The sequence below is a fragment of the Arthrobacter sp. S2(2024) genome (genome assembly GCF_036662515.1).
Taxonomy (GTDB): domain Bacteria; phylum Actinomycetota; class Actinomycetes; order Actinomycetales; family Micrococcaceae; genus Arthrobacter.
Window position 1 is genome coordinate 463,921 of the sequence record NZ_JAYKZI010000002.1, and the last position, 14,242, is coordinate 478,162.

A 14,242-nucleotide genomic window follows, 5' to 3' on the forward strand; every position below is an offset into this window, starting at 1 on the left:
GCCGCGTGGTTAGCCCACTTGCCCGGAAATGTCCGGGTAGCTTTGGGCGTAGATGTCTTTGACGATCCTGAGTGATTTTTCGGCTTCCGCAGGGCTGATCCAGAAGGGAGCAGGATCCCCGAGCTTGGCATAGAAATCCTTGATCAGGAGTTCGTGGGATACGCCCCAATACGCGCGCCCACCCGATTCCAAGGCACGTTCCGCGATGGTTTCCACGGTGCCGTCGGCATAGCTGACAACAAGGTCGCCCCGGAGGCTGAGCGTGGCCTTTTCGGTCACGATGTCCAGCGTCACCGGTGCGTTGGTGGCATTGGCCAAGGTGGCGTAGAAGACGCTGGTGGCACCGTTTGCGTGCCCGGCGATGAATTCCGCCGTATCCTCCACCTCGATCACGCCGCCAAGCGAGCGCGTGGAGGCGTGGCCCTCCACCTTGGTCACGTCGCCTACCAGCCACTGGAGCAGGTCCACCGTGTGGATGGCCTGGTTCATCATGAGGCCGCCGCCTCCTTCGGCCCAGGTACCGCGCCACGGCCTGTCACGGTAGTACTCGGCCGTCCGGTGCCACATCACGGTTGCCGAGGCGCCGAGAACCTGGCCCAGCCCGCCGTCGTCGAGCAGTCTCCGCATGGCCTGCGACGTCGCGTTGTAGCGGTTCTGGAAACATACGGCGATCTTCGCCGTACTCCGTTCGGCCGCCTCAACCAGCCGGCGTCCCTCTTCCAGGGTGTGGGCGAGCGGCTTCTCGACAATCACGCTGACGCCGCGCTCAAGGCACTCCGCGGCCAGCGAGGCATGCAGGTGGTGCGGAGTGCAGATATGCACGACGTCGGGCCTCACCGATTCGAGCATCTCCAGGTAGTCCGCGTAACCCGGCACACCGTAGGCGGCCGTTGCCGCCTGGAGGCGACCGGCGTCGGTGTCGCAGACCGCCACGAGTTCAACGTCGTCCATTTTGGCGATTGCTCCGAGGTGCACACTCGATACATCGCCGCAACCGATGACTGCTGCTGTAGGCATTCTTCTCCCTCGAAAGATGTTTTCCTTTGAACCTACAGGCCCTCAGGCGAGGGCAACACCGTTCTTGGCTGCGAGTGCCGCAAAGGCGCGCGCTGCGGCGCCGAAGGCGACGGGTCCGGAGAATCCGCCCAATTCGTGTGTGCTTGCAAGGTGGGGTTCGAGCGAAACGAAGCCGGCAAAGCCATCGGCCTTGAGCGCGGCAATAGTGGCGTCCAATTCGCCGTCGCCTTCGCCTGCAGGCACCACTTCACCTGTCCCGCTGATTGCATCCTTGATCTGGAAGTACTCCAAGTAGGGGCGCAGCACGGCATAAGCCTCGGTGTACGGCTTGACGCCCACCTGGACAAAGTTGGCGCTGTCCCAGGCAACGCGCAGCGCGGGTGAATCGACAGTCTCCATGATGTCCAGGACGCGCTCGGGCGTGTCGCCGTAGATGCCCTTTTCGTTTTCGTGCAGGAGGACGACGCCGGACGCTGCCGCCTCGTTGCTAAGTGCGGTCAGGCGCTCCATGACTGAGTCGCGGATGTCTTCCGGGCTCTGCCCTTCGGCCCGGTAGAAGGAGAAGATGCGGATGTATTTGGTGTCGAGCACCTTGGCCACCGAAATGATCTGGCGCAGCCGGGCGAGCTCATGTTCCACCGGAACACCGACGTCAACCTTGCCGATGGGGCTCGCGACGGCGGAAACCTTCAGGCCCTTCGCGTCCAGGATCGCCTTGAGCCGCCCGACCTCTTCCGGTTCGAATTCCGAAACGTTGGTGCCCCACGCGCTGCGCACTTCGATATGGCCGGCACCGAGCGCCAGCAGGACTGCGGCCTGGACCGCGGGATCGGGATCCACTTCGTCGCCGAAACCGGACAGGCTCCACACGGCATTGGTTTCAGTCACGGAATTCTCCTTTGGATCCGTTCGCCCGCATGGCGACAAATGGCACCAAATCGTAGTTCACGGGCATGCGTTCGCCTCGAGTCTAGCCACCTTGGTGTCGGATTGACAACCGATTGCCATATATTGGCAACTTGTGGATGCGCATCGGCCGGACTAAAACGGGACGCCTGGTTTGTTTTCCGGAAGCAGTGTCCGTATCCCCTCAAGCTTTCCTGGTGTCGGGCTTGACCGGGCCTTGCCGCTTCTGTCCGAGATCGTACAACGCCCCGAATGAGCCGTCGTCAGGCCTGCGCCCCCGGGGCCCGGCCGCCAGGAGATCCACTGCGATTCCCTATGGCACTGAGGCCCACGTGCTGCCAAGATGGGCACCATGGACCCTCTGGACATGGCGACGACCCCTCTGTCCGAACCCGTTGTGCTGGTTGTCATGGGTGTTTCCGGCTCAGGGAAATCCACGGTTGCCGCACTCCTGGCGGGGCGGCTTGGCTGGGCCTTCGAGGAAGGGGATGCCTTGCATCCCCAAACAAACATCGACAAGATGGCAGCGGGGCATCCGCTGACGGATGAGGACAGATATCCCTGGCTGGAGAAGGTCGCCGAGTGGGTCGACCAGAGGCTGGATCACGGGGAAAACGGCGTCATCACGTGTTCGGCGCTCAAACGGTCCTATCGAAGCATTATTAATCGCCGAGGTTCAGGCGTCGTCTTCGTTTTTCTGTCCGGGACGCCCGAGACTATCAGCGCACGGCTGGCCGAACGCCACGGTCATTTCATGCCCGCCAGTATGTTGGGGAGTCAGTTCGCGGATCTTGAAGAGCTGTCTCCGGGTGAGCCCGGAATCCGGATCGACGTTGGCCCGGCTCCAGGAGTGATTGCCCAACAAATCATGGACAAGTTCGGCCTGCGGCCGAGCGGAACAGGACGAGAACCATGAACGGAATCTCCATCCTCAGCAGGCCCCTCGCCGGGGTAGCCACGGACGCCACTACGGATGCGATGCATCAACCTTGGACCGGCCACGACACCCAAGTACTTGTTGTGGCGGCCATCGGCATCGCGATAGTCGTCTTGCTGATCGTCTGGGCAAAGATGCATGCTTTCCTGGCATTGAGCATCGGCGCCCTCTTCGTCGGCATTGCTTCGGGCATTTCCTTGGACAAGGTGACAACCTCCTACGAAAATGGCGTCGGCGGCGTGCTGGGCTACGTGGGTGTGCTCATCGCCTTGGGAGCCATGCTGGGCAAGCTGCTGGCTGATTCCGGCGGCGCGGACAAGATCGTGGACACGCTCCTCCATGGCCGGCCTGCAACGCTGCCCTGGAAGATGGCGCTCATCGCCGGCATCATCGGCATACCCATGTTCTTCGAGATCGGGCTCGTGCTGCTCATTCCCGTGGTGATGCTCGCTGTGCACCGCTCCAAGGGCCCGGCAATGCGTCTTGGCATTCCGGCCTTGGCCGGTTTGTCGGTCCTCCACGGTTTCATCCCGCCGCACCCGGGCCCGTTGGCCGCGATCGGCATCCTGCACGCCAATGTCGGTGTGACCCTCGCGTTTGGACTACTCATAGCCATTCCGACCGTAATCATCGCAGGTCCCCTCTTTGGTCGTCTCGCCGCACGGATCGTGCCGATCGGAGCCGCCGGCGCTGGCCTCGCCGTTACCGTTGGAGCCGGCGAGAACGCCGAGACGGCCAGATCGCAAGGCCCCGGCGCGAAGGCCGCCAGTTCGCGCGGCGACGCGCCCGTCGGCAAGGCGCAGGATCCGCAAGCAACGCGCAGCCCGTCCTTTGGCTGGACCTTGGTGACCCTGCTGTCACCGTTGGTGCTCATGCTGATCAAAGCCGGGGCAGACATTTGGATGGACAAGAACGCGCCGCTCCGGCCTCTGCTGGACTTCATCGGCGACCCGGTCTTTGCCCTGCTCGTGGCGGTGCTTTTGGCAATGGTGACTTTCGGTACGAGGGTCGGCTTCTCAGCCTCCATCTTGACGAAGAAGATCGGCGAGAGCCTGTTGCCGATCGTCGGGGTCATGCTTATCGTCGGCGCGGGCGGCGGCTTCAAACAAGTACTCGTCGACGGCGGCACCGGAACCGCGATCGCCAAGATCGCGGTCGCTGCCAGCCTGTCGGCACTGGTGCTGGGTTGGATCATCGCAGTGCTGATTCGTCTTGCCACCGGCTCGGCGACTGTTGCCACAGTGACGGCCGCAGGAATCATCGCACCGCTGGCAACCGGCTTGTCCCCGGCTCAGCTGGCGCTGGTTGTGCTCGCCATCGGTGCCGGATCGCTGTTCTTCTCCCATGTCAATGACGCCGGCTTCTGGCTGGTCAAGGAATACTTCGGACTGACGGTAGGCCAGACGATCAAGACCTGGTCAGTCATGGAAACGATAATTTCCGTCGTCGGATTCGGATTCACGCTGCTGCTATCCGTTTTCGTCTAGTCAGGACCGGCACAACGAAGGCTCTCCGAACCTGCGATTCCGCAGTTCGGAGGGCCTTCGCTTCGTCCCGCCGCCGCGATCTGCTCTAGAGGGAGGCACGCGCCTCATCGGCGTTCAAAAGCCTTCCACCAAGCCCGCCATTCTGGTGAAGATCGCCTCGCATCAACTCGAGCCTGCCGGCCGCCTCGATTCCGCCGGCTTTGACCGGGTCAAAGCCAGCGACACGAATGAGCCGCTCCACCGTTTCGGCCGCAGCGTCGTCGTCGGTTGCGTAAAACAGAACTGCCCGCCCGGATGGCCGGTTGGCTGCCGAACCCAGCGCGTCGGCACCCAATGTGCCGAAGGCCTTCACGAAATGCGCGCCATCAGGGTGAAGGTCTGCCACGATCGATGCTGCTGATTGGCCCTCCGGCAGCGTCGTGGTGTAGCCGCCGTGGCCATCAGGCCCGATCGGGTTGGTCGGGTCGATGACGACCTTGCCGACCAGGGCGTCTGACAGTTGGGAGATGAGTTCCTTCTCGGTGTCCAGCCACACGGCCATCACGACAGCTTCAGCCTGTGACACGGCATCGCCGACGCTCGCCGAACTCGCCAATGCACCGAGCTCAGCGGCCAACGATTCAGCATGGGATTGATCGGGGGCCGCCAAGACCACCGGCTCGCCGCCTTGAACAAGATGGCGGGCGACACTGGACCCGATGGTGCCGGTTCCAATAATTGCAGTTGTCACGTCAACCTCCAGATCATGGTTATCGAGAATTGCCCTGTTCTGATCGTACGCGCGGCGCAAATTGCCAACCATAGGCTGCTTGTCTGCGAGATGAGTCGGCACCCTCTGCTGTTCTCACCGGGCGGGGATCCGACGTCGGTCAGCTGCGGGCCTACGGCGTCTCCGGCACGTCTGCGGGCCGGACGCTGCGCCGGATGATGCCCAGCTGCTCGAGCTGGGCCGACATCCCTGCACCGTCCGGAGAGTAAATCCAGGGAATCCCCGGCGTGGGCTGAGCCGCGGACTTTGACCGCCCGCCCGCGAGCACCGCTTCCCCGACGGAAAGCTGGCGGATCGCGATTGCCCTGACGTTCTGCGGATGGCGTTGGGCGAACTCGGCGTAGATCGCTTCGTCGTGCTGTCCGTCGTCACCTACCAGCAGCCACTTGACGCCGGGGAACTCCGCCGCGAGACGTTCCAACGAACTCCTCTTGTGCTCCTGTCCGCTGCGGAACCAGTGGTCCGGGGTGGGGCCCCAGTCGGTCAGGAGCTTGGGACCGGCGGGATATAAATTGCGGGACAGGAAGCGTGACAGTGTCGGAGCGACGTTCCACGCTCCGGTCGACAGGTACACCACGGGGGCCGACGGCGCCGTCCTCACGATCCGCTCGTACAGCACAGCCATGCCCGGCGTCGGGGTCCTCGCGTGTTCGTCGAGTACGAAGGTGTTCCAGGCGGCTAGGAATGGACGGGGCAGCGCCGTGACCATCACGGTATCGTCAATGTCGGAGACGACACCGAAGTCTGCGTCGTCCGCGACGATTTGCACAGGGGCTTCCACGATCCTGGATCCGCCGGATTGCACGGTGATCGTATGCCAGCCGACGTCGAGGGCTGCCGGGATTTGGGTGTCGACGACACCTCCGCGGTCGGCTTCGACGTCGTGGTCGATGCCCGCAATCGTCACCCGCACGGTGGCATGTGCCACGGGCGCGCTCGTGAAATTGCGCCAACCGCGCATGCCATCTTTCAGCGGTTTGAGCTTACCTGCCTGGGTGCCGCTCCCGCCGTCCCGTGGTTCACTGCGGACAATGCGCGCCAAAACCCGGACCCATGAGGTGGTGCCGTAACCGGTGTAAGGGATGACGGTCTCCACCCGACCGCGCCGGATCGCGAGACGCGTCTGGAACCTGAGCCAGGCATCGTCGATCCTCAGGGCCAGGTGGCGGCCTGCACCGCTCGACGACGTCGGGCCCACGCTCTCAACGCTGTTGGACAGAGCGCGCGGCTTCACAGGGAGGGGACACATGCGTCCAGTCTGACATGGCGCTCCCCAAGCCTACGCACGGGCCGTGCCGGCCAATCCGCTGGTTTGCGCACACGGAGCCGGGCCGCCGACCTGGATCCCTGCCCGTACACCGTGCCAGCCGCGCGCCGGACTCTTTCTCCCAACGTGAATCCGCCGTAAAGTCCCCGGTAGGCTCCGTCCTGGACCGCGCAAACGAACACTTGGAGGTTTTTCTCATGTCGCGCATCATGCGGTTCGACCACGTCGGCGTCACTGTTCAGGACCTCGACCACGTGGCGGCGTTCTTCGTGGGACTCGGGCTCGAGATCGAGGGCCGGACCTTTGTGGAGGGCGAGTTCATTGATACGGTCACAGCGATCCCGGACTCCCGCACCGAGATCGTCATGTTGCGGACACCAGGCGGAGGAACCGGGGTGGAGCTATCCAGCTTCGTCAGGCCAGATCCGCAGCCGGGATCGCCCGCCGCCATGGCCAACGAACTCGGGCTGCGCAGCTTGTCTTTCGAAGTCGACGATCTTCAAGCGAGGGTCGACCGGTTGGCTTCGGAGGGGTACGGGTTGGTCGGTGGCATCGGCCAGTACGAGGGAGCCTGGCGCATGGCGTACGTTCGAGGTCCAGAGGGGATCATTGTGTCCCTGGCTGAGCGGATGAGCTAAGGATCGGCACGACCAAGGCCCTCCACCCCTACGTTTCCGCAGGTCAAAGGGCCTTCACTGTGGAGCTAAGGAGATTCGAACTCCTGACCTCTTCTCATGGGACGGCACATTTCGTTGTCTGCCAAGGGTTGCCCTCTCCAAACGCGCGAATGCTGCATCTTCGTCTTCGGCGCCGTCCTTCCGACGCAGATCGTCTACCCCCGATGGACCCCTCAGTGGCTCGGATCCGAGGAACACGAGTATCATGGCAAAAAGTTCACCAAATTCACCCGGATACCCAAATTCACCAAATTCACCCAAATTCACTTGAGGAACGTGGCGTGCTCAACATGGACAACCCGTTCCGGCCTACGGCCGGAGCCACCCCACCGGAAGTCATCGGCCGCTCCGGACTCCTGGATGAATTCGAATATGGCCTTCAGCTCGGTTCCGGAGCCCCTGGACTCCTGTCCATCTTCACCGGTGCCCGCGGCATCGGCAAGACGGTCATGCTGGGAGCTGCCCATGACCTTGCCCAGGAGCACGGATGGGCAGTGGTGGCCGAGACCGCGACCGGAACCTTCATGGGTCGGATCGGCGAAAAGATGCGCCGACTCATCCAGGAGCTTGACGACCAACCCGAATCCAGCCGTCGTATCACAGGGATTTCGATTGCCGGGTTCAGTGTCACGTCCCAACTTTCGCCCGAACGCCAGGTGGACTGGTGGGAACTGGGGGAAACACTCCTGAAGCTCCTCGACGAACGCGGGACCGGGCTCCTCATCACCGTCGACGAGATCCATGCCGCCGACCGAGCCGAACTGGCCCAGCTGGCGGCCAACGTCCAGCACTTCATCCAAGACCGGCTGCCCATCGCACTGATCTTTGCAGGCCTTCCCTCTGCCGTATCGGATCTCCTGAACGAGGGCGTGGCAACATTCCTTCGCAGAGCCGACAAGATCGATCTCCATGCCGCCGCGGTACGCGATGTCGAGACATCCTTCACGGAAACCTTCGCCGCCGCCGGGATCACCATCGACCCGGACCTGGTGCACAAGGCAGCGACAACCACCGGAGGCTACCCCTTCCTCATCCAACTGGTCGGCTACTTCCTCTGGCGCGAGGCCGAGAATAACAACGGCGGCCTCTCCTCCGCCGCCGTCGACCGGGCAATTGCCGCCGCCATCCGACGCAACGAACGCGTCGTCATTGAAGCCGCCCTCGCCGCGGCATCCGCCAAAGACCAGGAGATCCTGCACGCAATGGCCATCGACGATGGACCCTCCACGGCCGGGGACATCGTCCGGCGGACCGGTTCACGGCCCACTCTCGTGGCCAAATACCGGACCAGACTCCTCGCCGCAGGCCTCATCGAATCAACCGGCCACGGAAAAACCGACTTCGCCATCCCCGGACTGCGGGAATACCTCCGCAAAAATCAGCCACACTGACCGCTGCCGGTCGGCGACGGACCTCCTCCACCCACCCGGCAGAGACTTCCAGCAAGCGGGGCTCAGACCCGCTCGAGTTTGCGGAGGCGCTCTCCCGCAAACGGCATGACCGAGAGCGTTAAACAGGTTCTCGCTGTGGTGCCGGGGCCAGGAGGATATGGCCGTCGGGTAGGTTCAAGACTCGCTACGAGAAAGGCCCTCCACCCCTACGTTTCCGCAGGTCAAAGGGCCTTCACTGTGGAGCTAAGGAGATTCGAACTCCTGACCTCTTCGATGCGAACGAAGCGCTCTACCAACTGAGCTATAGCCCCTGGTCAACTGTGCATTGCCAGTGTCCCTAGGCTACAAACTATCTTCGCGCTTTGCCAACCACGACTCGAACGTGTCTGTCCCGGTCCGCTGGCTTGGCACCAAATTCAGTCCGTTCCGAAGATATTTGCCCATCGCTCCGGGCAACGGCACCTCTACGATCCGTCCAGAACGCCCGGTCGCCTTGAGCCAGATCTCAGCGAGTTCACGCACGGTCCGGATGTCCGGTCCGCCGATGGTTCGTGTCCGGTGTCGCTCAGCGGAAGGTTCCCCCATGGCCTCGGCAAGCAACTCCGACGCCACGTCCAAGGGCGAAATCGTTTGAAAGCGGGCACCCTTGAAGACCGGGATGAGGCGAATTTTCGCCGCGGCCTGGAAAACCGCCGTCAGGAGGCTGTGGAACTGGGTGGCCCGCACAACAACCGTCTCAAGCGCAGAATTCGCGTAGACCCGTTCTTTGTCTGCCTTGGAGACATAAAACGCCGCGTTGCTCTGGTCGCAGTTGATGATCGAGAGGACAACAGCCTTGCGGACACCGGCACCGGAGGCCGCGGCGAGCAGGCGCGCGCCGCCGTCGGCGAAATTCTTGAGGGCTTTCCCGAACTGCCCTTCCAAGCAATCGATCACGACGTCGGCCCCGTGCAGGGCTTCTGCCAGCCCGGCCCCTGTGGTGACGTCAGCCTGAAAGTAGCGGGCGCCGTCGTGATGGGCTGGCGACGTGCCCGACGGCGGCCGGCGGCTCAGCACCGTCACGTCGAGTCCGGCGTCGAGCGCCAAGCGGACGACTTCACGGCCCACCTGTCCCGTGCCACCTGCGACGCAGACGGTAGTCAAGGGAGGCTATGCCCGGCGGCGCTGCAAAACGTCGTCGAGGTTGCTGAGGGCACTCTGGGGCTTGCCGTGCTGTACCTGGACCGACGGACCCTCGGACGGCGCGCTGGCCGGCTTCAACGTCGGCTTGCCGAGCGGCTTGGGGGCCTCAGGCAAGTCGAGGGGTTCGGGCGCCGGTCGAGGCGCCTTGGCGGCGTCGACGTATGTTGGTTTGGGTACGTCCACCGGCCGCCATTCAGACTCTTTGGATTCCGCCGTAAACCGGACTGTGTTGTCGCCGGCGGCGACGGCAACGTTAAGGGCGGCCTGACGGAGCTCGACGGCGGTCAGTCGGGTGGCCTCACGGGCGTGGGCTTCGGCGTCGAAGATCTTGGTCGCAGGCCGGTCCGACGCCGGCGCACTTTCTCGGGGGCTTTCGACCGCGGGACCCATTGCATTGCGGAAGGCCCTGTTCATCTTCGCCCGGCGGTCCCTGATGGCGAGCCGGCGAAGCAGGAAAACGGTCCCGACCACACCGACGATGGATGCCAGCGGCAGCCAACCCGAAACGAGGCCAAGAATGCGAAGAACGCCTGAAACGGCCGCCGTGAGCAGCAGGAGGAGACCGCCGAGTGCAAGGGCGCAGCGCCCGTATCTGACTTTGAAGACCGCCGCATCCGATGCAGCATCACGCCGTTCGCCGGCGCCGGCCGATACCTCGGGCAATGCGGTTGCGGTGCTCTGCATGGTTTCCATTGCTTTCTCCTGCCGAGGGGTGATTGACAGAACCACCCCGGCTTGCAGTTCATGAGCGTCTTCGTCGATGACATCTGCCGGGATGTCACCGGCCATTTGGACGTGGTTGTGACGATTCCGCAGTATGTATGGCGCAACCCAAACAATCCACAGCGCGACAGCAATGACCAGTATCACCGAGCTGCTGAGAGGGAAGTCCACAATCAAAACCGTAGAAGGAAATGCGCAGAGGCCGCCGCATTGCCCACGGTGTGTCGTCGGAGAGTCGGCAAATCAATGGATTTACCGGCTCTCATCCGCCTGGACGGACTAGTTGGCTCCGCGTCTCAGCCAAGCGGCCAGCAAACCGCCGGGGACCTCTTCCGAGGTCAACGCAAAGCTTCGGTGGTCAGCCCATTCCCCGTTGATGTGGAGGAAACGCTCACGGCGGCCTTCGTCACGGAATCCCAGCTTCTCAACGACGCGTAGGCTCGGCCCGTTCTCGGGCCTGATGTTGATCTCCATCCGGTGCAGGCCCAGAGCCTCAAAGCAATGGTCGGTGGCCATGGCAACCGCGGTGGGAGCTATTCCGCGGCCGGCCCGCGCCTGGTCGACCCAATAACCAAGCGTGGCCGTCATCGCCGACCCCCACATTATCGAGGAGACCGTGAGCTGCCCGACGATCCTGGGCTCCGGGAACCCGGGAATGCGCTCCGTGATCACGAACGGAAGGGCACTCGCTTGCCGAGCCTGGGAGTTGAGGGAAGCCACCATCTGCCGATAATTCGGCAGGCGACCGCCAGGGGCCGGGTTGGAGGCCTCCCAAGGCGCCAGCCAATCACTGTTGCGTGAGCGGACCTCGGTCCATTCCTTCTTGTCCCGGTAGTGAATGGGACGCAAGATGAGGTCGCCACTCTCCAACGTCACCGGCCAAATGGCCGATCCCCACACGATGAGCTACTTGCTGAGGCCGGCGGCGAAGCCGGGCAACCACTCACGCAGACCGGGACCGAGGTCTTCGCTGTCGCACGCCAGCTGGACGCAGGCTTTGAGGTAGCTCAGCTTGTCCCCGGTGTCGTATCGACGGCCACGGAAGACCACTCCATACACGCCGCGGCCTTCGCCCTCCTCGGCGGCCAGGACCTGGAGGGCATCCGTCAGTTGGATTTCCCCGCCGCGTCCCGGCTCGGTGTGCTCAAGGACGTCAAATACGGCGGGGTGAAGCACGTAGCGGCCAATCACGGCCAGGTTTGATGGAGCTTCATCTGCGGCTGGCTTTTCCACAAGCTGCTTGATCCGGACGTAGCCGTCTTCGCCGATATCCTCGATGTCAGCGCAGCCATAGGAACTGATCTGGGAGGGTTCCACCTCAATGAGGGCTACGACGGATCCGCCGGTCTTCTGCTGGACCTCAATCATGTCGCTGAGGAGAGTGTCCCGGGCGTCGATCAGATCGTCACCGAGAAGAACCGCGAACGGCTCATAGCCGACGTGCTGCTTGGCACGCAGCACCGCATGGCCCAAGCCCTTGGGGTCGCCTTGGCGAACATAGTGGATGTCGCCCAGGCCGCTCGTGGCCTGTACAGCGTCCAATTTGGTGATGTCTCCCTTGGCCTCAAGGGTCGCTTCAAGCGCCGGGACACGGTCAAAGTGGTCTTCCAATGCGCGTTTGTTGCGTCCCGTGATCATCAGGATGTCGTTGAGGCCGACGCCCACGGCTTCCTCAACCACGTATTGGATGGCCGGCTTATCGACAACCGGCAGCATTTCCTTGGGCATGGCCTTTGTAGCCGGCAGGAATCTGGTACCGAGCCCGGCAACTGGGATCACGGCCTTGCGGACGGCGCAGCTATTGGAAGTCACCGGACTAATCTAACGGAAGGAGCTGGACATTGGGCAAAAGAGTCCCGGGGCGCACAGCGGTGAAGCTCCCTTTCCTGCCCATCCCCGGGCCGCACAGCAGCAAGAACTGGAGCAAAGATGACTTTGAAGGACGATATCCGCCGGGACAACCGCAAGCGCAGGCTCACCTTGACCGCGCAACAGCGTGCTGACGCTGGAACGGGGATTGCCCGCCATGGCCTCCTGTGGGCGGATGCGGTTACCCAAGGGAATCCGTCGACTTTCGCGGCTTATGTCGGCGTGGCTGCCGAGCCGCCGACAATGCCCTTGCTCGCTTCGCTCCACGCCGCCGGGCACCGGGTCCTCCTTCCCGTCTGTGAACCGGAACGGCATCTGAGCTGGGTCTATTGGACACCGGAAACGTCTTTTGTCCGCTCGAACTACGCCCCGATTGACGAGCCCATTGGCGAACGATTCGACAGTGGCGTCATCAAGGATGCGGCTGGAATCTTCCTTCCGGCCACCGCGGTCGATGAAAGCGGAAACCGTATCGGGCAAGGGGGCGGTTACTACGACCGGCTCCTCGACAAGCTCGACGCCGACGGGCAGCGTCCGCCGACTGTCGCCGTCGTATATGACCACGAAGTGCTGCCCGCGGGGACGATCCCCGCACAATCGTTCGACAAGCCCGTGGCCGAGGCACTTACCCCTTACCGGGTTGTACGCCTGGTTGCGGCGGCTTGACCGAGTTTGAGGTCTGTCTACTCCGCCACATTCCGTAGTAGCGGCCTCGACTCCGGATGATAGAATTGGCACTCAGGCCCTGCGACTGCTAATGGACGGAACAATCCGCCTTGGCAGCACAGGACCTGCAGTTCGTCCCGGAGGAGGATCACCAGTGCCCACATATGCCTATGCCTGCAAAGACTGCGGACATGCCTTTGACATCGTTCAGGCTTTCACGGACAGCTCGCTGTCCGACTGCCCTGAATGCCAAGGGTCGTTGCGTAAGAAGTTCAACAGCGTGGGCGTCGTCTTCAAGGGATCGGGCTTCTACCGCACCGACTCCCGGGATTCCAAGGGAAGCACCGTTTCGGCCGCTCCCGCCGCACCAGCTGCGTCTCCGGCTCCGGCGTCGGTTCCGGCGGCTGCCGCGAGCTGATAGCCGTTTCCGGCTGCCCCCGGTTTTCCACATAGCTCAATAGGGCCCTGCCACGGGACCTGCGTGCCCCGTTAGCGTGGCACCATGCCAAAAATCCCGAACGTATCCCCGGGCCCTGTGCCTGCCGGATCTTCGTCGCTCCCGCGCGATAGGATCCCGTCGCCGATGAGCATGGCCCGTACGCGTCGCCTTCAGGTTCTTCCTTTCAGGGCGGGCGGGCGCCTCGGCGCTCCCACGCGACAATCCGGGCATCGACGCTTCGCTGGCTGGCTAAACCACAACCGCCGCCTCGTGGTGGCCCTTCTGCTATGCGTGGCCGCCGGGATCGCGGTCCACCAACTGACTCCCCCTTCGGAGCAGCGAGTCACGGTCCTGGCCGCCGCGCGGGATCTTCCTGCCGGGTCCACTTTGATGGATTCCGACCTCAAACCCCTCGAAGTCCTTCCAGATGGAGTACCCGCGGGGGCGCTCTCCCCCAAAACCGGATACGGCGGGAAGCAGCTTGCCTCGCCCCTGCGAAAGGGGCAGATCCCCACGGACGCCCAACTCCTGGGACCGGGCCTGCTCACCGGCACCGCACCCGCGACGGCGGCCGTTCCACTTCGCATGGCCGATCCCGCTTCAATCCAGCTCATCTCGCCGGGCCAGGTGGTCGACGTTGTGCTCACCGCAGCAGATGGGCCTGAAGGGCCCGGCAAGAAATCCGAACTCCTGGCATCTGCGGTCCCGGTCTTGTGGACGTCCGGGCAGGGAGGCAAAGCCACCCAATGGTTGGGCACGAACGAGGCGGACGGCCTTGTGGTTGTCGCCGCCAATCCGCAACAGGCCGAAATCCTCGCCGGAGCTTCCACGCGAGGGAAACTGTTCTTTGTCCTCGTCAATCCCTCTGACAACCGGCAATCCCGAGCCCCGGCCGGATAACCACGAGCAAAT

At 63.3% G+C, this 14,242-nt stretch carries 15 protein-coding genes and 1 tRNA gene; 7 read left to right on the top strand and 9 right to left on the bottom strand.

The annotated features are described in order from the left end of the window. Positions 1–9 precede the first annotated feature (9 nt). The gene (locus tag VLA65_RS05805; protein WP_332602004.1) at positions 10–1,017 is read right to left on the bottom strand and encodes a Gfo/Idh/MocA family protein; all 1,008 of its coding nucleotides are present in this window, start codon (positions 1,015–1,017) and stop codon (positions 10–12) included. 42 nt (positions 1,018–1,059) lie between these two features. Next, complete coding sequence (locus tag VLA65_RS05810) at positions 1,060–1,905, bottom strand: sugar phosphate isomerase/epimerase family protein (RefSeq protein WP_332602005.1); 846 nt, start codon at positions 1,903–1,905, stop codon at positions 1,060–1,062. A gap of 385 nt (positions 1,906–2,290) precedes the next feature. Here VLA65_RS05810 and VLA65_RS05815 point away from each other — a divergent pair, with 385 nt between their 5' ends. Together VLA65_RS05815 and VLA65_RS05820 are read left to right on the top strand one after the other, a co-directional pair. Continuing rightward, entirely contained in the window at positions 2,291–2,839 is a 549-nt protein-coding gene (locus VLA65_RS05815; RefSeq protein ID WP_332602006.1) for a gluconokinase, read from the top strand. Continuing rightward, positions 2,836–4,347, top strand: coding sequence for a GntT/GntP/DsdX family permease (locus VLA65_RS05820; protein WP_441432546.1), 1,512 nt, complete (start codon positions 2,836–2,838; stop codon positions 4,345–4,347). Before VLA65_RS05815 ends, VLA65_RS05820 begins: the two co-directional genes overlap by 4 nt. 85 nt (positions 4,348–4,432) lie before the next feature. Here VLA65_RS05820 and VLA65_RS05825 read toward each other — a convergent pair whose 3' ends face one another. Both VLA65_RS05825 and VLA65_RS05830 read right to left on the bottom strand, forming a co-directional pair. Beyond that, the gene (locus tag VLA65_RS05825; protein ID WP_332602007.1) at positions 4,433–5,149 is read right to left on the bottom strand and encodes an NADPH-dependent F420 reductase; all 717 of its coding nucleotides are present in this window, start codon (positions 5,147–5,149) and stop codon (positions 4,433–4,435) included. A gap of 79 nt (positions 5,150–5,228) precedes the next feature. Then, positions 5,229–6,365 (bottom strand): App1 family protein, encoded by a 1,137-nt coding sequence (locus tag VLA65_RS05830; protein WP_332602008.1) that lies wholly within the window; start codon positions 6,363–6,365, stop codon positions 5,229–5,231. Between the two features lie 215 nt (positions 6,366–6,580). On the opposite strand from VLA65_RS05830, the gene VLA65_RS05835 reads away from it, so the two are divergent. Both VLA65_RS05835 and VLA65_RS05840 read left to right on the top strand, forming a co-directional pair. Next, positions 6,581–7,021, top strand: coding sequence for a VOC family protein (locus tag VLA65_RS05835; protein ID WP_059387432.1), 441 nt, complete (start codon positions 6,581–6,583; stop codon positions 7,019–7,021). 329 nt (positions 7,022–7,350) lie between these two features. Next, positions 7,351–8,451 (top strand): ATP-binding protein, encoded by a 1,101-nt coding sequence (locus VLA65_RS05840; protein ID WP_332602064.1) that lies wholly within the window; start codon positions 7,351–7,353, stop codon positions 8,449–8,451. 238 nt (positions 8,452–8,689) lie between these two features. On the opposite strand, the gene VLA65_RS05845 is transcribed toward VLA65_RS05840, so the two are convergent. From VLA65_RS05845 to galU, 5 genes are all read right to left on the bottom strand, one after another. Further along, a tRNA-Ala gene (locus VLA65_RS05845) sits at positions 8,690–8,762 on the bottom strand. Positions 8,763–8,793: 31 nt separating this feature from the next. Beyond that, positions 8,794–9,594 (bottom strand): SDR family oxidoreductase, encoded by an 801-nt coding sequence (locus tag VLA65_RS05850; RefSeq protein ID WP_332602009.1) that lies wholly within the window; start codon positions 9,592–9,594, stop codon positions 8,794–8,796. A gap of 6 nt (positions 9,595–9,600) precedes the next feature. After that, positions 9,601–10,422 carry a hypothetical protein gene (locus VLA65_RS05855; protein ID WP_332602010.1) on the bottom strand — a complete coding sequence of 274 codons (822 nt, stop codon included), beginning with the start codon at positions 10,420–10,422 and terminating at the stop codon, positions 9,601–9,603. A gap of 213 nt (positions 10,423–10,635) precedes the next feature. Next, positions 10,636–11,256: a GNAT family N-acetyltransferase gene (locus VLA65_RS05860; protein WP_284991345.1), complete on the bottom strand. Its 621-nt coding sequence runs from the start codon at positions 11,254–11,256 to the stop codon at positions 10,636–10,638. Positions 11,257–11,262: 6 nt separating this feature from the next. Beyond that, on the bottom strand, positions 11,263–12,168 hold the full coding sequence (gene galU / locus VLA65_RS05865) for a UTP--glucose-1-phosphate uridylyltransferase GalU (RefSeq protein WP_059387427.1): 906 nt from the start codon (positions 12,166–12,168) through the stop codon (positions 11,263–11,265). A gap of 117 nt (positions 12,169–12,285) precedes the next feature. Between galU and VLA65_RS05870 the strand changes: the two genes are divergently transcribed. From VLA65_RS05870 to cpaB, 3 genes are all read left to right on the top strand, one after another. Beyond that, positions 12,286–12,891, top strand: coding sequence for a 5-formyltetrahydrofolate cyclo-ligase (locus VLA65_RS05870; RefSeq protein ID WP_332602011.1), 606 nt, complete (start codon positions 12,286–12,288; stop codon positions 12,889–12,891). 154 nt (positions 12,892–13,045) lie between these two features. After that, a complete protein-coding gene (locus tag VLA65_RS05875) occupies positions 13,046–13,309 on the top strand; it encodes an FmdB family zinc ribbon protein (protein ID WP_059387425.1) in 264 nt (87 codons plus the stop codon). Positions 13,310–13,474: 165 nt separating this feature from the next. Beyond that, on the top strand, positions 13,475–14,230 hold the full coding sequence (gene cpaB / locus VLA65_RS05880) for a Flp pilus assembly protein CpaB (protein ID WP_172465467.1): 756 nt from the start codon (positions 13,475–13,477) through the stop codon (positions 14,228–14,230). The last annotated feature ends 12 nt before the right edge of the window (positions 14,231–14,242 follow it).